Here is an 18,544-nt window from a genome sequence, read left to right as displayed (position 1 = left end):
CGCGTAGTCAAAGTGCTGAGAGCCCGGCGGGTGCGGCCGGGAGACCCTCGAAGAAGTCGGCGCTCGGTGTGAAGAACATCGAGCCCGTCACAGCCGTCGAGAAGTCGAGTAGTCGGTCGTAGTTGCCGCGGGGGTCGCCGAGAAACATGTTCTCCAGCATCCGTTCGGTGATCGCAGGCGTGCGGCAGTAGCCGATGAAAAAGGTGCCGATCTTGTCGTCACCGAGGCGCCCGTACGGCATGTTGGCACGCAGGATCTCGAGAGCCTTGCCGTTCTCGTCCTTGATCGCGTTGAGCGCGACGTGCGAGTTGGCCGGCTTCACGTCGGACGTCATCTCGATGTCCTCGAGCTTGCTGCGCCCGATCACACGCTCCTGCTCGTCGACGGTGATTGCTTCCCAATCGCGCATCTTGTGGATGTAGCGCTGGATATGGACGTAGCTGCCGCCGGTGAACGCAGGATCCTCGTCGCCGACCGTCACTGCAGCGACGGCGTCGCGGCCGACCGGATTCTCGGTGCCGTCGACGAAGCCGATGAGGTCGCGGTTCTCGAAGTATTGGAAGCCGTGAACCTCGTCGACCACCGTGGCCGCGCCGTGCAGTCGCTTCGTGATCTGCCGAGCCACCTCGAAACACGCGTCCATACTCATCGCGCGGATGTGGAAGAGCAGATCACCGGGAGTCGACGGCGCCGAGTGAACGTCACCCTGCAAAGCGGTGAACGGGTGCAGCAGCGCAGGGCGCTGACCGGCGAACAGTCGATCCCAGGCCAGCGAACCGATGCTCGTCACGACGTCCAACCCGATCCAGGGACGCGCAGCCCCACAGCCCGCTGCAGGCCGGCGACATCGGCGAGCAGTTCTCGTGTGGTGTTCTCGCCACCCGGATTCACGGTCGCGACCAGGAAAATTGCAGCCGGAGTGAGGGGAGTGGTCACCGACTGGGACTGTGCCGTGAGGTCGGCTTGACGAACATCCTGGGGCATGCGAGACCTTTCGAGGGAAAGAATGAACCGGCCTGACCTTAAGAAAACCGACCGGATTACCCAAACCGGGGCGGGTGTGACGGGCGATACTTCGCAGGCCCGGAGGTGTTGCGGGTGCTGCCGTCTGCGGAAGTCGTCGGCCCACACCGATAGACTGTCCCCCGGCACGTTCTTTCGTTGGGCACATTCGTGGTGTCCCGCTCCGCGCCGGCTTGCCTCTTGACTCCCGTAGGGAAGGGACCACTCTCCAGTGTCTGCTCACCAGGTCGATACCGTCACGCACGCATCGGCTGATCCCGATGCCGCTCAGCCGTTCAAGGAGCTCGGTCTCAAGGACGACGAATACGCACGCATCAAGGAGATCCTGGGCCGCCGTCCCACGGACGCCGAACTGGCGATGTACTCGGTGATGTGGAGCGAGCACTGCTCGTACAAGTCCTCGAAGGTCCACCTCGGATACTTCGGCAAGACCACCACCGACGAGATGCGCGCCAACATGCTGGCCGGAATCGGCGAGAACGCCGGCGTCGTCGACATCGGTGACGGCTGGGCAGTCACGTTCAAGGTCGAGAGCCACAACCACCCCTCGTACGTCGAGCCCTACCAGGGTGCGGCAACCGGTGTCGGTGGCATCGTCCGCGACATCATGGCCATGGGTGCTCGTCCGATCGCCGTCATGGATCAGCTTCGGTTCGGTGCTGCCGACGCCCCCGATACCCGTCGCGTCGTCGACGGTGTCGTGCGTGGTGTCGGTGGATACGGAAACTCCCTCGGCCTCCCCAACATCGGCGGCGAGACGGTCTTCGACGAGTCCTATGCCGGTAACCCGCTGGTCAACGCACTGGCAGCCGGCGTCATGCGCGTCGAGGATCTGCATCTGGCCTTCGCTTCGGGTGCAGGCAACAAGATCATCCTGTTCGGCGCACGCACCGGTCTCGACGGCATCGGCGGCGTCTCGGTCCTCGCGTCGGCGACGTTCGACGACGAGGGTGGAGACACCGGCGGACGTAAGAAGCTGCCCGCGGTTCAGGTCGGCGACCCGTTCACCGAGAAGGTGCTCATCGAGTGCTGTCTCGACCTTTACAAGGCCGGCCTCGTCGTCGGTATCCAGGACCTCGGCGGCGCCGGACTGTCCTGCGCCACCTCCGAGTTGGCTGCAGCGGGTGACGGCGGCATGCACATCAACCTCGAGAAGGTTCCGATGCGCGCCACCGGCATGACCCCGGCCGAGGTGCTCTCGAGCGAATCGCAGGAGCGCATGTGCGCCGTGGTCACGCCCGAGAACGTCGATGCGTTCATGGAGGTCTGCAAGAAGTGGGACGTCCTGGCCACCGACATCGGCGAGGTCACCGACGGTGAGCACCTCACCATCTCCTGGCACGGCGAGACCGTCGTCGACGTTCCCCCGCGCACCGTCGCTCACGAAGGCCCGGTCTACAACCGTCCCGTCGAGCGCCCGGCAAGCCAGGACGCGTTGATCGCGAACACGACCGCCGGACTGAAGCGTCCCGAAACCGACGCCGAGCTCGAAGCGACCCTGCTGAAGATGATCGCCTCGCCTGCCCTGTGCAGCCGCAAGTGGATCACCGAGCAGTACGACCGCTACGTCCGCGGTAACACCGTCCTGGCCGAGAACGCCGACGGCGGTGTCATCCGCATCGACGAGAAGACCGGACGCGGAATCGCACTGTCCACCGACGCTTCGGGCCGCTACACCGCGCTCGATCCGTACACCGGTGCGCAGCTCGCATTGGCCGAGGCTTTCCGCAACGTGGCAGTCACGGGCGCAACGCCCAAGGCCGTCTCCAACTGCCTGAACTTCGGTTCTCCCGAGGACCCGGGTGTCATGTGGCAGTTCCAGCAGGCCGTTCGCGGCCTCGCCGACGGCTGCGCCACCCTCGGCATCCCCGTCACCGGCGGCAACGTCAGCTTCTACAACCAGACCGGATCCACGGCCATCCTGCCGACGCCGGTGGTTGCCGTCCTCGGTGTGATCGACGACGTTCACCGCCGTATCCCGACGGGCCTCGGACTCGAGCCTGGCGAGACGCTGATCCTGCTCGGCGACACCCACGACGAGTTCGACGGTTCCATCTGGTCGCAGGTCGAGCACGGTCACCTCGGTGGCGTGCCGCCGAAGGTCGACCTCGCCCGTGAGCAGCTGCTTGCGGACATCCTGCTCGCCTCCTCGCGTGACGGACTGGTCACCGCAGCTCACGACCTCTCCGAGGGTGGACTGGCCCAGGCTGTCGTCGAAGCCGCGCTGGCCGGCGAAACCGGTTGCCGCATCCTGATTCCCGAGGGCGCAGATCCGTTCGTGACCCTGTTCTCGGAATCGTCCGGACGCGTCCTGGTTGCGGTTCCTCGCACCGAGGAGACCCGCTTCACCGGTATGTGCACCGCTCGCGGCTTGCCGTGGACGCGTATCGGGGTCGTCGACGAGGGCAGCGACTCCGTCGAGGTCCAGGGACACTTCTCCGTCACGATGGCCGCGCTCCGTGAGGCCTTCGAGGGAACGCTGCCCGCACTGTTCGGGTGATAGATGGTCGATTCCGGAGAACTGACTTCTTCTGACAGCCAGCCGCAGGAACACCACCTGCGGCTGGCTGTTCCCGCATCTCTCGAGAAGTTCGACAACCGCTTCACCGAGTGGGCGTGGGGGCTCCTCAAACTCGACTTCACCGGCATCGCGTTTGCCGCGTTCTTCTTCTGCTGGTCTCTGACGCCGTCGTTGCTGCCGCGCGATTGGCTCTTCCAGGGTCTGATCGGCGGCATCAACTCGGCCATCGGCTACGGCGTCGGCACCGCGATCGGTTGGGCTGTGGAGCGATACCTGCTCAGCGGTCGACGGTGGTGGCCCCTGCCCGAGCCGGTGCCTTCCGCGATCAAGGTCTTCGTACCGGTCGCATCCATCGTCGCGGCGATCATCATGCTGGTCTACGCCGCCGGGTGGCAACGCGAAATTGCGGCGCTGACCGACGCCGAAGGCACGACCACCTCCGGCTACATCCGAACCCTCGGATTGAGCCTCTTCATCGGCGGCCTGCTCATCTCGATCTGGCGGGTCCTCCACGATCTGGTGAAACTGATTGCCCGACAGCTGATGCGGCGGTTCCACTGGTCGCGGTCTGTGGCCAATGGTGTCGGCGTCCTGGTTGTCACCGTCCTGTTCTTCATGTTGGTCGACGGCGTTCTGGTCCGCGGAATCTATGCCGCGACCAACTCGATCTTCAGTCTGCAGAACTCGACCACTCGCGACGGCGTCGTCGAACCGCAGGATCCGATGAAATCGGGTAGCCCCGAATCTGCTGCTCCCTGGGACACATTGGGGTTCGAGGGACGAAACTTCGTCTCGCGTGGACTGGACGCCCAGGAACTCGAAGCGGCAACCGGTAAGCCTGCGATGGATCCGATTCGCGTGTATGCCGGACTCGAAAGCGCCGAAGATCCCGAAGAGCGCATGGATCTGGTCATCAAGGAACTGGAGCGAACCGGCGCCTTCCAACGTAAGGTCCTTGTGGTCATTCCGACGACAGGTACGGGGTGGGTCAATCCCACTGCGGCACAGGCAATCGAGCTTGTACACGGCGGCGACACCGCTCTTGTCGCCAGCCAGTACTCGTACCTGCCGAGTTGGATCTCGTTCCTCGCAGACCAGGAGAAGGCGCAAGCTGCCGGTCGCCTGTTGATCGAGCGGGTACACGAAAGATGGCTTCAGGAACCGGAAGCCACCAGACCGAAGTTCATGGTCTACGGCGAGAGCCTCGGCGTCATGGCCGGCGCGGGGGCATTCGACACACTGCAAGCGGCGCGCGATACCGCCGACGGAATTCTGTGGGTAGGTCCACCGAACGCGACGCAGTTGTGGCGTTCGATCGAGAAGAGGCGCGATCCCGGCACTCCCGAAGTGGCGCCCGTGTACGCGGACGGTCTGGCCGGAGTCCGGTTCGCGGATCGCTCCGAAGACATCCCGACCGACGGTATGACGTGGCCGCAGCCGCGAGTTCTGTTTGTCCAGCATCCTTCCGATCCGGTGGTGTGGTGGTCACCCGACCTCATGTTCAACCGGCCCGAGTGGCTCAAGGAAGTACCGGGATTCGACCGCTCACCGTCGATGAAATGGTTCCCGGTCGTGACGTTCTGGCAGGTGTCCGCAGACCTCGGTAACGCCGCGGGAGTTCCGGACGGTCACGGTCACAATTACGGAACCTCCGTTCTGGACGCCTGGATCAGCGTCGCCCAGCCCGAGGGATGGACGGCCGCAGAAACCGAGCGGGTGCGGTCGGCGTTGGTTGTCGCCGTGAAGTCCGAGGGCCCCGAGAAGTGAGGGGAGTCGCCTCGATCGCGCTCTCCGCCGCCGCGATCACCTGGAGCAACGTCGTGCTTCCGGCATTCGGTCTTTCGCCTCGCGCTCGCGCCGTGGTCAACACCGCGGCCGGTCTGTCGGCCATCGGAGTCTTACTCGCACGTGGTTACACCCGCGAGGAACTCGGATTGGCACACACCGGAATTCGTGGTGGTGCCCAGTTCGGCGGAGCCGCGGCCGGGGCGGTCCTCACCGGATACAGCGCCGCTCTGGTTGTCCCGTCCTTGCGTGCGACACTCGCTGCCGACGAGCGAGCAGACGGCCGTGAGGACTTCCTCGAATGGATCATCTTGCACATCCCCTTCGGCACGGTGCTTTCCGAGGAACTGTTGTTCCGTAGCGCGATGTCCGCAGTCTGGAATCGTGAGCTGAACCGTCCCACCGCGCAGGCTGTTCATGCACTGACTTTCGGGTTGTGGCACGTCGCCCCCGCCCGCGGTGCCGGCGACAACGTTCCCGCTGCAGTGGCATTCACCGGCGCGTCGGCACTGCTGTTCGAGTGGCTGCATCGCAGGGGTGGCAGCGTCCTCGCACCGGCATTGCTGCACCTCGCGACCAATGCCGGTGGCGCACTTGCCGTTCGTATCGCTACTCGAAGACAAGGAGTGAACTGATGCCGCCCCGCCGCGCCGTCGACCCCGCCGAATTCCGTGCCGCAGTCCTGGCTGTCGGCCCGTGGCTTCGCGATCCGGAACTTCCGAAGCCTTCTCGCGCCGAACTCGGCGCCGCAGTGAAGATGAGTGCGCGCACTCTCGAACAGATCGCCCCCGGATCGAGCGTCGAGGTGCGGGTGCCGCCGTTTGTCGCCGTGCAATGCATCGAAGGTCCACGTCATACGCGCGGAACCCCGCCCAACGTCGTCGAGACGGACGCTCGCACGTGGTTGCAGATGGTCACCGGATTGCTCGAGTTCTCCGAGGCCGCAGGTGACGGACGAGTCGACGCATCAGGTAGCCGCGCCCCCGAAATTGCGCACTGGCTCCCACTGCTCCGGTTGGCGTAGTGACAGAGACCATCCGGTTCGCTTCGGCGTAATCTGAGGCCCAAGGCTGCCCTCAGGGGAAGTGTGTCCCAAAATGGCCGTAGACTGTGGATGCCCCCCAACCCCTGCCCACAAAGGGAGCGCCCGGTGACTCGTGCCGATCTGTCGGTCAACAGTCCAAATCTCCTCGCTTCGAACCCGTCCGACGAGGACGAGAACGAGCCCCGCGAAGAATGCGGTGTATTCGGCGTCTGGGCGCCGGGAGAGGATGTGGCGAAGCTCACTTATTACGGCCTGTACGCACTTCAGCACCGTGGTCAAGAAGCTGCCGGCATTGCGGTAGCCGACGGCTCCCAGGTGTTGGTGTTCAAGGATCTCGGCCTGGTCAGCCAGGTATTCGACGAGCAGACTCTCGCAGCGATGCCAGGACATGTCGCCGTCGGACATTGCCGTTACTCCACCACCGGTTCCACGACGTGGGAGAACGCGCAGCCCATCTTCCGTACGACCACTGCCGGTACCGGCATCGCGCTCGGCCACAACGGCAACCTGGTCAACACCGCTGAACTCGCGAGCCGCACCCGTGCCGCCGGCCTGGTCAACGACAAGCGCCCCAATGCCGCGACTTCCGACTCCGACCTCATCGGTGGTCTCCTGGCACACGCTGCCGGCGACAGCACCATCGAACAGGCCGCGATGGAATTGCTTCCCACGTTGGAGGGCGCGTTCTGCCTCACCTTCATGGACGAGCACACGCTGTACGCAGCGCGCGATCCGCACGGCATCCGCCCGCTCTGCCTCGGTCGACTCGACCGCGGTTGGGTAGTCGCCAGCGAGACCGCAGCCCTCGACATCGTCGGCGCGTCGTTCGTTCGCGACATCGAACCCGGTGAGCTACTCGCGATCGACGCAGACGGCGTCCGCTCCTCGCGTTTCGCGAACCCGACTCCCAAGGGTTGTGTCTTCGAGTACGTCTACCTCGCGCGTCCCGACAGCGTCATCGGTGGCCGTTCGGTCCACTCGACCCGCGTCGAGATCGGCCGTCTGCTCGCCAGCGAGCACCCCGCCGAAGGCGATCTGGTCATCCCCGTTCCCGAGTCCGGCACCCCCGCAGCCGTCGGGTACGCCCAGGGTTCGGGCATTCCTTACGGCCAGGGTTTGATGAAGAACGCTTACGTCGGCCGTACCTTCATCCAGCCGTCGCAGACGATCCGTCAGCTCGGTATCAGGCTCAAGCTCAACCCGCTCAAGGAAGTCATCCGCGGCAAGCGGCTTGTGGTGGTGGACGATTCGATCGTCCGCGGTAACACTCAGCGTGCGCTCATCCGGATGCTCCGCGAAGCCGGCGCCCTCGAAATTCACGTCCGTATCGCCTCGCCGCCGGTCAAGTGGCCCTGCTTCTACGGCATCGACTTCGCCTCACCGGCCGAATTGATCGCCAACGGAGCAGGCGGACAGGATGCGACGTTCGAGGAAATGCTCGACGGTGTGCGTCGTTCCATCGGAGCGGACACGCTCGGATACATCTCCACCGAAGGCATGATCGCCGCGACCGAGCAGCCGGCCAGCCGTCTGTGCGCCGCATGCTTCGACGGGACCTACCCGATCGCGCTTCCCAAGGAAACGTCGATCGGCAAGAACGTCCTCGAGGGGATGCTCGAGAGCACCGCAGGTTCGACGGCCACTCGCGACAACGACAACGCGAGCGCGCTCAGCCGCCCCTGAACACCGAAAGCTGCTAAGCGCCGAAAATCGATAGCCGAGAATCTGCCGTCCACAACATGTGGGCGGCAGATTTTCTGTTCCACGACTTTCCGTTCGACGACACGGCATACGTCGTGAGCATCTGGCATAGTGCCCTCCGTGGCGCAACTGAGAATGGATGGGCACCGGGTACTGGTCGCAGACCTGGTGGGGGACACCATCAAAGCGATCAACGGTTCGATGGTGGCGTACGAGGGTGCGATCACCTTCAAGAACGCCGGTATGGGCGGTGGCGGAGGGTTACGTGCCGCGCTGAAACAGAAGGCGGCAGGTGAATCACTGTCCCTGATGGAAGTCAGCGGACAAGGCACCGTCTACTTCGCGGTCGACGCCCAGGACATCACGATCATCGAACTCGACAACGACGCTCTGCACGTGGAAGCCTCACAGTTGCTCGCACTGGTCGGACAGCTGCGAACCGATGTGAAATTTGCCGGCCTCCGCGGCGCAGGTTCCGGACAGGGCTTGTTCACGACGGTCGTCAGCGGCACCGGTCTGGTGGCCGTGCTGTCGAAGGGCGGACCGATCATCGCGCTCGAAGTCAGCCCGCAGTATCCGCTGGTTGCCGATCCCGACGCATTCGTCGCTCACCGTGGCCAGCTCAACCAGAGCTTCGTCACCGACGTCACCTGGCGCTCCGCGATCGGCGGTGGCAGCGGTGAAGCGTTCTCGCTGCGATTCGACGGATCCGGAGTCGTCTACATCCAGCCCGAGGAGCGCTGAACCATGCCGTTGGAATTGGTGAACAGCAAGGTCGTCAAGTCGACCCTCGCGCCTGGCCAGAACGTGCTCGCCCGCACCGGGTCGATGCTCTACTACACCGGTGACGTCCGCTTCATCCCGCACAGCATGGGCGGTGGGCCAGGCGCCATGCCGAACATGGGCGGTATCGCCGGGATGGCCGGCCGCATGATGTCCGGCGAGCATGCACGCATGATGGCGGCCGAGGGAAACGGTGAGGTCTTCTACGGGCACGCCGGTTTGTATGTCGAGGTCATCCACCTCGACGGTTCGTCGATGCTCACGGTCGAAGCCGACCGACTCCTCGCACACGACGGTTACCTCCAGAGTTCGATAGTCGCTCTCACGTCGCAGGGCGGTGTGCGCGGAGCGGTACGTGGAGCCATGACCGGTCAAGGACTGTTCACGACGCAGTTGCACGGACAGGGAAGCGTCGCGGTTCTCTCGCACGGGGGCGCGATTCCGTTGCAGGTCGGTCCGAACAATCCTCAGGTCGTCGTCGACCCGCAGGCATACGTGTGCCACATCGGTCAGATCAACGTCGACATCTCCGCGAACGTCGGCTGGCGCGAGGCCGTCGGCAAGGGCTCGGGGGAGTCCATCCAGCTGAAGATGACCGGCGCCGGCACCGTCTGGGTCCAGGCGTCCGAGCAGAAGTTCTGAGAGGGCAACGAGCATGGGTATCGAAATTCACAATCCGGCAACTCTGCCCGCCAACGACAACGTCCCGGGCAACGACTACGCCTTCTGCGTCGAGATGGCCGGACAACCGTGGTTCACGTCCAAGGGCGCGATGATCGCGTACTACGGAAACATCAACTTCGAGCCGCTCGGGCGCACGAGCATGACGGCGATCGTCGCGGCCAGGTTCTCTTCGCCGCTCTACGCGGACGACTGGGTGCTCGCCCAGGGGCAGGGCAAGTTGATCCTCGGCGACCGCGGATTCAACATCAATTCCTACGACCTCGACGACGGCAACCTCACGATTCGCGCGGCCAATCTCCTCGCCTTCGAGACGAGCCTGGACCTCAAACAGTCCATCGTCCCAGGCTTTTTGACGCTGCTGGGAACAGGCAAGTTCCTGGCGTCGTCCAACGGCCCGGTCATGTTCGCGGAGCCGCCGCTGCGCATCGACCCGCAGGCGTTGGTGGGTTGGGCCGACTGCCCGTCGCCGTCCCATCACTTCGATGCGGACTGGATGCAGAGCTTCCTGGGAGCGGTTCGGGGAAGCATGTTCGGCGCGAATACCGGTGAAGAACGCCAGTTCGATTTCACCGGAGCCGGCACGGTGCTGATCCAGTCGAGCGAGAAGGTCGTCCACGACGGGCACCTCCTCAAACACATTGAATCCGAGACCGTTGCACTCGGGCAGAACAGTCTGCGAGCGCTGCACTCCTCGATCGGTGCGCGGCTGCAGAACTGACGTCTCGGGGTACGCGAGGTCTCACCGAGGGGGCCGGTCCGGTAGCGTATGGGCGTAATCGTCGGTATTTGTGTGCGCGCTCTGGGTCTCGAGTCGAACGATCCATCTCGCGTCACGAGGATTGCAAACACTTCACATTGCAAGACCACTTACCTGTGCACGAGCAATACGTGCTCGCGAGAAATACAAGGCTGGAGTAGTAACCCGATGACCGAGGACAGTCACCGCACCGCAGGCGCCTCCTACGCGGCAGCAGGAGTCGATATCGCCGCAGGCGACCGGGCGGTGGAACTCTTCGCCCCTCTGGCCAAGAAGGCCAGCCGCCCCGAGGTCATGGGTGGCCTCGGTGGTTTCGCCGGCTTGTTCTCCCTCAAGGGTGACTACAAGGAGCCGCTGCTCGCCGCATCGACCGATGGCGTCGGAACCAAGCTCGCTGTCGCGCAGGCGATGGACAAGCACGACACGGTCGGACTCGACCTCGTCGCCATGGTTGTCGACGACCTCGTCGTCTGTGGCGCCGAGCCGCTGTTCCTTCAGGACTACATCGCTGTCGGCCGAGTCATCCCCGAACGTGTCGCGGAATTGGTCAGCGGCATCGCCGAGGGCTGCATCCAGGCCGGTTGCGCTCTCCTCGGTGGCGAGACCGCCGAGCACCCCGGCATCATGGCCGACGGTGACTACGACCTCTCCGCCACCGGCGTCGGTGTCGTGGAGGCCGAGAAGCTGCTCGGACCGGACCGCGTTCGCCCCGGCGACGTCGTCATCGCCATGGGTTCGTCGGGACTGCACTCCAACGGTTACTCACTGGCCCGCAAGGTCCTGCTCGAGATCGACCGCATGAACCTGAGCGCACACGTCGACGAGTTCGGCCGCACCCTCGGTGAAGAACTGCTCGAGCCCACCAAGATCTACGCCAAGGACTGCCTGGCACTCGCTGCCGAGACCGACGTGCGCACGTTCTGCCACGTCACCGGTGGCGGCCTTGCCAACAACCTCGCGCGCGTCATGCCCAAGGGCTTGGTCGCCGAACTAGATCGCGGAACCTGGAGCCCCGCTCCGGTGTTCGCGATGATCGCGCAGCGCGGACGCGTCGAGCGCGCCGAGATGGAGCAGACCTTCAACATGGGTGTCGGCATGGTTGCCGTCGTGGCGCCCGAGGACGTCGACCGCGCACTTGCCGTCCTGACTGCACGCCACATCGACTGCTGGACGCTCGGTAGCGTCAAGAAGGCGTCGGACGCCGCTGCAGAGCGTGCGTTCCTGGCCGGAGACCACCCGCGCTTCTAGACCGCAACGTCAGCTGCCCCATCGGAGAGATCCGGTGGGGCAGTTTTGTGTGTCCGTACAAGCAGGCGCGAGGCAGAAAATGGAACGCAAAAATGAGGAAGAGCGATCAGCTCTTCCTCATTTCACAGTCTGCGCGGTGGCAGTGCGCGGTCAACGCCGCCAGTCGTCGTAGTCGTCCTCTCGCGCATGCCCTTCCCTATCGGAAGTCTGGTCCGATCGGACACTGCTCCGATGCGAGTTGGTCGATCCACCTGCGAGCTCTCTTTGCAGGCTGTCGAAATCCGTGGTCGGTACGCTGTACTTCAATTCGCGTGCAACCTTGGTCTGCTTTGCCTTAGCCCGGCCGCGGCCCATGGCTGACCCCCTCGCGCTTTCGCGGGGCGGCCTGGGGAATTTGGCGGCCCCGTTTGAGTGTGTAAGTTTCCTGACACACACTCTAGCGTGGAAAAGTCGCTTCCGCTTCCACGAACGCCTCACCGCCGTGTCTGATTGCTCTCACTATGGCCGCGAGCTGCCAGGATGCTGAAAGAACTCGTCAGAACTTTGTGAGAACTGCTCAGAAGTTTCCGGGAATTGCGCGAATCGTCCCCACTCGGGCGTCCCCGCCGAAGACCGGAGCGGATGCGAGAGCCGCCAATTCCTCGGTCCACTCGGTGTTCATACGCTTGAGCAGAGCTGCCGCCAATGGCAGGAGCGCCCGCTCGTGGCCGTCGTCGATCTTGAGGGCGAAAGCGGAACCGTCTGGAAGCGCTCCGGCGTAGATGCCGTCGTATCCGGTCTTGGAGAACAGACCCGGCACGGCGGACATCAGGCGCTGATCGTTGCGGCCCGTGCCCGAGACGAGGAAGGGGTTTTCGCGGACCGCGTCGGCCACAGCCCGTTCAGGGGAGTCCGGCTCAGCCGAGGGCAGGCGTCCGAATGCCCGAGCCAGGTTCGTGAGCGAAAGCGGGACGATCGGGAGACCACAACCGTCGATGCCGAGTTCCTGCTCTTCCTCGCCGCTGAGATCGAAGATCGTCTCCTGGATCGCGAGTTGGAGGGGATGGGTCGGCTCCATGTACGTCTCGAGCGGCCAGTCGTTCACGACGCACGTCGCGAGCATCGCGGAGTGCTTGCCCGAGCAGGTCATGTAGATCGGACTGGGAAGTTCGCCCGCTGCGATCAGTTCGGCTCGGGCCAGTTCGTTGCCCGGCAGATCGGAGGGGCACTGCAACTGGTCGACACCGAGTTGGTAGCGAGCGAGAAGCGCGGCGACCAGTTCGATGTGATCGGCCTCGCCCGCATGTGAGGACGACGCGACGGCCAACTCTTCCGGACTGGTGGGTGCAAAGCCGTTACGAAGCGCAGCGACGGCTTGCAGCGGCTTGTTCGCCGAGCGCGGGTAGATGGGTGTGTGAATCTCCCCGAGTCCGACAACGACCTCGCCGTCGGCGCCGAGAATGACGGCTGATCCGCGATGCACGCATTCGCGGAATCCGGAGCGGACCACTTCCACCAATTCGATACTCACGAGTGCACCTGCGCTTCTGCTTGTTCGATGAACCTCTGGACGCGCGCGGCGACGTTCGGTGCAAGATCGGTGTGTTCTGCGAGGAGCCGTCGGAGTCTCTCGGGGTCGGTTCCGGCAAAGACTTCTCGAACAGTCACGCCGTGATCCGGTACGTGGACTCGGGTGACCGAGTCGCCGGCAGCGATCGTGCCGGTCCGGTTGACGCGAAGGTAGGCGCCGACGTCGGTCCGCTCGGTGAATCTTTTGACCCAGCCCTTTTCCGCGGCCCAGATGCCGAACGTGCCGCACGGGACGCGGGGAGCGGTTACTTCGAGTTCTAACACGTCGGACGCCTCGGCTCCGGTGATGTGCCAACGCTCGCCGATCACGGCGTCCGTGACCAGCATTCCGCTGATGTGGAGGTTCTCGCCGAACCACCCCGGGGCGAGCGGTCGGCCCAACTCGTCCGACCATCGCTGCGCTTCGTCGCGCTGATACGCGTAGACAGCTTGGAAGGCGCCGCCGTGGAACTCGGTGTCGCAGACGTAGTCGCCACCCAGGCCGAGTCGGCCGACCGCTACGCGGCCGTCGACGGGACGCTTGTCGATCGCGGTCCGGGGGACTCGCCTGACGCCACTGTCACGTTCGGTGTGGACGACGCAGACCGCGTCGACCATGCCCGTCACTTTCCGCGCAATCGGTTGACAGCCTCACGTCCGGCCTGGGGTGCGTCGTCCGCGACGATCGAATCCGGATCGATGGACGCAGCGCTGGGGCCGGCCATCAGTTCGGTGTCGACCGGAATGTTGCGCTTGATCAGAGCGAGCGCGATGGGGCCGAGTTCGTGATGATTGACGACGGTCCCGACACGTCCGACTGCTCGTCCGCCCGCCGTGATCGGGTCACCCGGTTCCGGGACCGCTTCGGCGCTGCCGTCGAGGTGCAACATGACGAGATGGCGCGGGGGCTTGCCGAGATTGTGAACCCGGGCGACGGTTTCCTGACCGCGGTAGCAGCCCTTGTCGAGGTGGACGGCGCCGTGTTCGGCCGGCCCGCCGATCCAGTGGACCTCGTGCGGGATCGTCCGCTCGTCGGTGTCCAGTCCGAGGCGAGGCCTCCTCGCTTCGACGCGGAGCGCCTCGAAGGCCCAACTTCCGGCGGGCTTGGCACCGGCATCGGTCAGCTTGGTCCACCACACCGCCAGTTGCTCCCGTGGGACGAGCAGATCGAAAGAGTCCTCGGTGGGCCACGGCATGCGGCGGACGAACCCGCCGTCGGCCAGCGCGAGAGCGTCGTAGGCATCGGCTGGTGTCTGCACGCCGATCGCGGAGAGGACAGCCGGGGATTCGGGACCGACCAGGCTCAATACCGCGAGTTCGTTGCCGTCCCGAGGCTCGGCTTTGGACCAGAACACCATCTTCTTCAAGAAGGAGAGGAGGTCGGGTCCGCGATCGGCTTCGGTGTCGATCCAGGTGACACCGGCCAGGTCCGTCTGCACGAAGTGGTGCTCGACGCGTCCGTTGACATCCAGGCTCAGGTTCTCGGCACTCTTGCCGTCGGGGAGCGCGGCGATGTGCTGGCTCGAAATCGTGTGCAGCCACGTGAGGCGTTCGTCGCCGGGAATGGCGATCACGAATCTGTGACTGCGGTCGACCACCACTGCTGCGCGCTGCGCGGTTCGCTGTTCGCCGAGAGGATCGCCGTAGTGCCATGCGACACCGATGTCGGCCGAACCGTCCGGTGCGGTGACCGCGCCGGGGGAAGTCAGAAGTGGGCTGTTGGGCACAAGAGCGTTGTCGACCACAAGACCAGTCTAGGAGTGTGGGCGGGATCGCGGTTACAGGGCGGCCCCGGCGGCTTGGCGGATCGTTAGGGTTGATGGCATGCCTGATCGCGTATTGGTGACTCTCGACCATGAGGTGCTCGATGCTGACGCACCGTTTCTGCACGCCGACGACCTGGCGGTGGTGCGCGGCGACGGAGTCTTCGAGACGCTGTTGGTACGCGACGGTAGGGCGCGGGTGGTCGAGGGACATCTGAGTCGACTGGTTCTGAGCGCGCGGGCACTGGGTCTGCCCGCCCCCGTTCTCGATGACTGGCGTCTGGCGATCGAGATGGCAGCCGAGGAGTGGGGGACCGAGAAGGAAGGCGCTCTTCGTCTCGTTCTGACTCGCGGCAGGGAGAGCGGCGACAAGCCGACAGCCTTCGTGATGGTCGGTCCGGTGGCCGATCGGGTCAGACAGGTCCGCGAATCGGGGCTGTCGGTGATGACTCTCGAGCGAGGTTTCTCGGTCGATCTCTCTGCCCGGGCACCCTGGCAGCTACTGGGCGCGAAGACGTTGTCCTACGCAACCAACATGGCAGCGCTCCGATATGCGGCGAATTTGGGTGCCGACGATGTGATCTTCGTCAGTTCCGAGGGCAATGTGTTGGAGGGGCCACGCTCGACGGTGGTGATCGTTCGGGACAGGACTTTGATCACACCGCCTCCCGCACAGGGCATTTTGATGGGTACGACGCAGCGTGCCCTCTTCGACGTTGCCGGCAGTGCTCGCTTCGATTGCCGATACGAAACCCTCCGACCTGCGGATTTGATTGCGGCCGACGGAGTGTGGATGGTTTCGAGCGTCACGCTGGCCGCGCGCGTCCATACACTCGACGGGCTCGCATTGCCAGAGCCGAAGGTCTCCGAGGAATTCGCGGAATTGGTTGAACGTGCAATTGATTCGGATTCAGCAGGGCGATAGGCGAATAGGAATCGCGACAGGTCTCTACTACATTTGGTAGTAGCAAAGTCCTGCGGTCCAAACCGGACAGCAGTACCGTGTCCGCAGGGGCCGAGCGACTGCCCGCGTCTCGAACCCCGAAGCCTGTCCCAGGGCCCTACTCTCGGAGTAGCCAATGGATACTTTGGACGTCTCCAGGTGGCAGTTCGGTATCACTACCGTCTACCACTTCATCCTTGTTCCGCTGACCATCGGACTTGCACCGATGATCGCGATCATGCAGACGATGTGGGTGGTCACCAAAAAGGACCACTGGTATCGGCTCACCAAGTTTTTCGGCAAGCTCTTTCTCATCAACTTCGCACTCGGTGTAGCCACCGGCATCGTGCAGGAGTTCCAGTTCGGCATGAACTGGAGCGAGTACTCGCGATTCGTCGGTGACGTCTTCGGAGCTCCACTCGCGTTGGAAGGCCTGGTCGCCTTCTTCATGGAGTCCGTCTTCATCGGACTGTGGATCTTCGGTTGGGGCAGGCTTCCCAAACTTGTACACCTGGCGTGCATTTGGCTCGTGGCGATCGGCGTCAACGCGTCGGCGTTCTTCATCATCGCGGCCAACTCGTTCATGCAGCATCCGGTCGGTGCGACGTACAACCCTGAAACGGGTCGTGCCGAACTCACCAGCATCTGGGAGTTGTTGACCAACAACACCGCTCTTGCTGCCTTCCCTCACGCGGTTGCCGGCGCCTTCCTGACGGCGGCGACGTTTGTTGCCGGCATCAGTGGTTGGTGGATGGTGCGGAACATGCGCCGCGCCAAGCAGGCTGAGGCCGCCGAAGCCGAGCGTCTCGAAACCGACGCACGAACGATGTACCGCCCGGCAACACGATTCGCCTTGCTTGTCATGATCGTGGCCGGAATCGGCATCATCTACACCGGTGACGTTCAAGGCAAGCTCATGTTCCAGCAGCAGCCGATGAAGATGGCGTCGGCAGAGTCGCTGTGCGACACCGAGATGGATCCGGATTTCTCGATTCTTACCATCGGTACACACAACAACTGTGACAGCGTGACGCACGTTCTGAAGGTGCCGTTCGTTCTACCGTGGTTGGCCGAGGGCAAGTTCACCGGCGTCGAACTGCAAGGCGTGAACCAACTGCAGGAGCAGGCGGAGCAGGACTTCGGACCGGGCAACTACCGACCGAATCTCTTTGTCACGTACTGGTCTTTCCGCGCCATGATCGGCCTCGCCGCCGGTTCGGCAGCACTGGCTCTCGCGGGACTGTGGGTCACACGTAAGGGGCGGGTCCCGGACCAGAAGTGGTTCGGAATCCTCAGTCTCGTCGCGATTCCCACTCCGTTCATGGCGAACAGCGCGGGCTGGATCTTCACCGAGATGGGCCGTCAGCCGTGGGTGGTGCATCCCAATCCAACCGGCGTCGACATGATCAGACTGACTGTCGACCAAGGTGTTTCGGACCACGCGTCGGCTACCGTCTGGGCTTCGCTGATCACCTTCACCCTCCTTTACGGAGCGCTGGGTGTGGTCTGGTTCAAGCTGATCGTGCGGTACGCGAAGGAAGGTCCGTTGGAGCACGACATGCATCCGCCGGGCGATACGGATCATGACGAGCCGGAAGATCCGGACAAGCCCAAACAACTGTCGTTCGCGTACTAGGAGGCGATCATGGGACTTCAAGAAGTATGGTTCGTGCTCGTCGCAGTGCTCTTCATCGGTTACTTCGTCCTCGAAGGGTTCGACTTCGGTGTCGGAATGCTCATGCCGATCGTCGGCAGAGGCAGTGACCTCCCGGCAGATACGCGTCGACGGGTGGCGCTCAACACGATCGGCCCGGTGTGGGACGGCAACGAGGTGTGGCTGATCACCGCCGGTGGCGCGATGTTCGCGGCATTCCCGGAGTGGTACGCGACATTGTTCTCCGGGTTCTATCTGCCGCTGCTGATCATCCTGGTGGCCTTGATCGTTCGAATCTGTGCCATCGAATGGCGAAGCAAGATCGACGACGACAAATGGCGTCAGCGCTGCGACTGGGGCATCATCTTCGGCTCCTGGGTCCCGGCAATTCTCTGGGGCGTGGCTTTCGCGAACATCGTTCGGGGCGTGGCGATCAACGCCGACAAGCAGGTCGAGTCGGGATTCTTCGATCTGCTCAACCCGTACGCACTGCTCGGCGGTCTGACCACCGCGCTGGTGTTCGCTCTCCACGGCGCTGTGTTCCTGGCACTCAAGAGTGCCGACGAGGTTCGTGAAGACGCAGTGAAAATTGCTGCACGACTCGCAATTCCGGCTATTCCCGTCGCCGGCGGATTCGTCCTGTGGACGCAGCTCGCCTACGGCAAGGGATGGACGTGGATTCTGGTAGCCGCAGCTGCTGCTGCACTGATCGGCGTCGTCTTCCTGACGCGGGCCGAGCGTGAAGGCTGGGCCTTCGTTCTCACCTGTGTGGCCGTCATCGCCACCGTCGTGCTGCTGTTCGCCTCGCTGTTCCCGAACGTCATGCCATCGACGCTCGATCCGGCGTACAGCCTGACCATCGAGAACGCGTCGTCGAGTCCGTACACGCTCAAGGTGATGACGTGGGCCGCGGCATTCATGACGCCGGTGGTGATCATCTACCAGGGTTGGACGTACTGGGTGTTCCGACAGCGCATCTCCTCCAAGCAGATTCCGGCGTCGATCGGTCTGCGATTCAAGGAGAAGACGTGGTAGTGGCAAACCCGCAATCACAAAAGATTCGAAACACGAAAGAACTGACGGTCGAAT

Annotated in this window: 16 protein-coding genes and 1 pseudogene; 12 read left to right on the top strand and 5 right to left on the bottom strand. The window is 63.8% G+C overall.

Annotation, left to right across the window (positions count from 1 at the left end; genetic code table 11):
* Nucleotides 1-7 precede the first annotated feature (7 nt).
* Nucleotides 8-984: pseudogene (locus AC1DVN_RS01275) on the bottom strand (Dyp-type peroxidase).
* A 250-nt stretch (nt 985-1,234) separates the two neighbouring features.
* Between AC1DVN_RS01275 and purL the strand changes: the two are divergent.
* The 9 genes from purL to purM all read left to right on the top strand — a co-directional run bounded on the left by purL (nt 1,235) and on the right by purM (nt 11,547).
* Complete coding sequence (gene purL, locus AC1DVN_RS01270) at nt 1,235-3,523, top strand: phosphoribosylformylglycinamidine synthase subunit PurL (protein WP_400819054.1); 2,289 nt, start codon at nt 1,235-1,237, stop codon at nt 3,521-3,523.
* A 3-nt stretch (nt 3,524-3,526) separates the two neighbouring features.
* Entirely contained in the window at nt 3,527-5,311 is a 1,785-nt protein-coding gene (locus AC1DVN_RS01265) for an alpha/beta hydrolase (RefSeq protein ID WP_020908936.1), read from the top strand.
* A complete protein-coding gene (locus AC1DVN_RS01260; RefSeq protein WP_019745102.1) occupies nt 5,308-5,964 on the top strand; it encodes a CPBP family intramembrane glutamic endopeptidase in 657 nt (218 codons plus the stop codon). The genes AC1DVN_RS01265 and AC1DVN_RS01260 overlap by 4 nt, the downstream gene beginning before the upstream one ends.
* Nucleotides 5,964-6,353, top strand: coding sequence for a sterol carrier family protein (locus AC1DVN_RS01255; RefSeq protein ID WP_003939745.1), 390 nt, complete (start codon nt 5,964-5,966; stop codon nt 6,351-6,353). The genes AC1DVN_RS01260 and AC1DVN_RS01255 overlap by 1 nt, the downstream gene beginning before the upstream one ends.
* A 126-nt stretch (nt 6,354-6,479) precedes the next feature.
* Nucleotides 6,480-8,057, top strand: a complete 1,578-nt coding sequence (gene purF / locus AC1DVN_RS01250; protein WP_003940541.1) for an amidophosphoribosyltransferase — start codon at nt 6,480-6,482, stop codon at nt 8,055-8,057.
* A 153-nt stretch (nt 8,058-8,210) separates the two neighbouring features.
* Nucleotides 8,211-8,819 carry an AIM24 family protein gene (locus AC1DVN_RS01245; RefSeq protein ID WP_020970622.1) on the top strand — a complete coding sequence of 203 codons (609 nt, stop codon included), beginning with the start codon at nt 8,211-8,213 and terminating at the stop codon, nt 8,817-8,819.
* A gap of 3 nt (nt 8,820-8,822) precedes the next feature.
* Nucleotides 8,823-9,500: an AIM24 family protein gene (locus AC1DVN_RS01240; protein ID WP_003939918.1), complete on the top strand. Its 678-nt coding sequence runs from the start codon at nt 8,823-8,825 to the stop codon at nt 9,498-9,500.
* A 13-nt stretch (nt 9,501-9,513) separates the two neighbouring features.
* Nucleotides 9,514-10,260 (top strand): AIM24 family protein, encoded by a 747-nt coding sequence (locus AC1DVN_RS01235; protein WP_019745100.1) that lies wholly within the window; start codon nt 9,514-9,516, stop codon nt 10,258-10,260.
* 207 nt (nt 10,261-10,467) lie between these two features.
* Nucleotides 10,468-11,547 carry a phosphoribosylformylglycinamidine cyclo-ligase gene (gene purM / locus AC1DVN_RS01230; RefSeq protein WP_003940225.1) on the top strand — a complete coding sequence of 360 codons (1,080 nt, stop codon included), beginning with the start codon at nt 10,468-10,470 and terminating at the stop codon, nt 11,545-11,547.
* A gap of 150 nt (nt 11,548-11,697) precedes the next feature.
* Here purM and AC1DVN_RS01225 read toward each other — a convergent pair whose 3' ends face one another.
* The 4 genes from AC1DVN_RS01225 to ygfZ form a co-directional block, all read right to left on the bottom strand.
* Entirely contained in the window at nt 11,698-11,901 is a 204-nt protein-coding gene (locus AC1DVN_RS01225; RefSeq protein WP_003940337.1) for a DUF3073 domain-containing protein, read from the bottom strand.
* Nucleotides 11,902-12,103: 202 nt separating this feature from the next.
* A complete protein-coding gene (locus AC1DVN_RS01220; protein WP_003940365.1) occupies nt 12,104-13,057 on the bottom strand; it encodes an asparaginase in 954 nt (317 codons plus the stop codon).
* A complete protein-coding gene (locus AC1DVN_RS01215; RefSeq protein WP_019745099.1) occupies nt 13,054-13,722 on the bottom strand; it encodes an MOSC domain-containing protein in 669 nt (222 codons plus the stop codon). Before AC1DVN_RS01215 ends, AC1DVN_RS01220 begins: the two co-directional genes overlap by 4 nt.
* Nucleotides 13,719-14,840 (bottom strand): CAF17-like 4Fe-4S cluster assembly/insertion protein YgfZ, encoded by a 1,122-nt coding sequence (gene ygfZ / locus AC1DVN_RS01210; protein ID WP_477993189.1) that lies wholly within the window; start codon nt 14,838-14,840, stop codon nt 13,719-13,721. Before ygfZ ends, AC1DVN_RS01215 begins: the two co-directional genes overlap by 4 nt.
* 79 nt (nt 14,841-14,919) lie before the next feature.
* Here ygfZ and AC1DVN_RS01205 point away from each other — a divergent pair, with 79 nt between their 5' ends.
* The 3 genes from AC1DVN_RS01205 to cydB all read left to right on the top strand — a co-directional run bounded on the left by AC1DVN_RS01205 (nt 14,920) and on the right by cydB (nt 18,490).
* Nucleotides 14,920-15,783, top strand: a complete 864-nt coding sequence (locus tag AC1DVN_RS01205; protein WP_019745097.1) for an aminodeoxychorismate lyase — start codon at nt 14,920-14,922, stop codon at nt 15,781-15,783.
* A 154-nt stretch (nt 15,784-15,937) separates the two neighbouring features.
* Nucleotides 15,938-17,437 carry a cytochrome ubiquinol oxidase subunit I gene (locus AC1DVN_RS01200; RefSeq protein WP_020970618.1) on the top strand — a complete coding sequence of 500 codons (1,500 nt, stop codon included), beginning with the start codon at nt 15,938-15,940 and terminating at the stop codon, nt 17,435-17,437.
* Between the two features lie 9 nt (nt 17,438-17,446).
* Complete coding sequence (gene cydB / locus AC1DVN_RS01195) at nt 17,447-18,490, top strand: cytochrome d ubiquinol oxidase subunit II (RefSeq protein WP_019745095.1); 1,044 nt, start codon at nt 17,447-17,449, stop codon at nt 18,488-18,490.
* The last annotated feature ends 54 nt before the right edge of the window (nt 18,491-18,544 follow it).

It is taken from the genome of Rhodococcus sp. P4_E4 (assembly GCF_056401575.1).
Note: the sequence above shows the minus strand (reverse complement) of the source record. Positions and strands in the feature narration are given on the sequence as shown.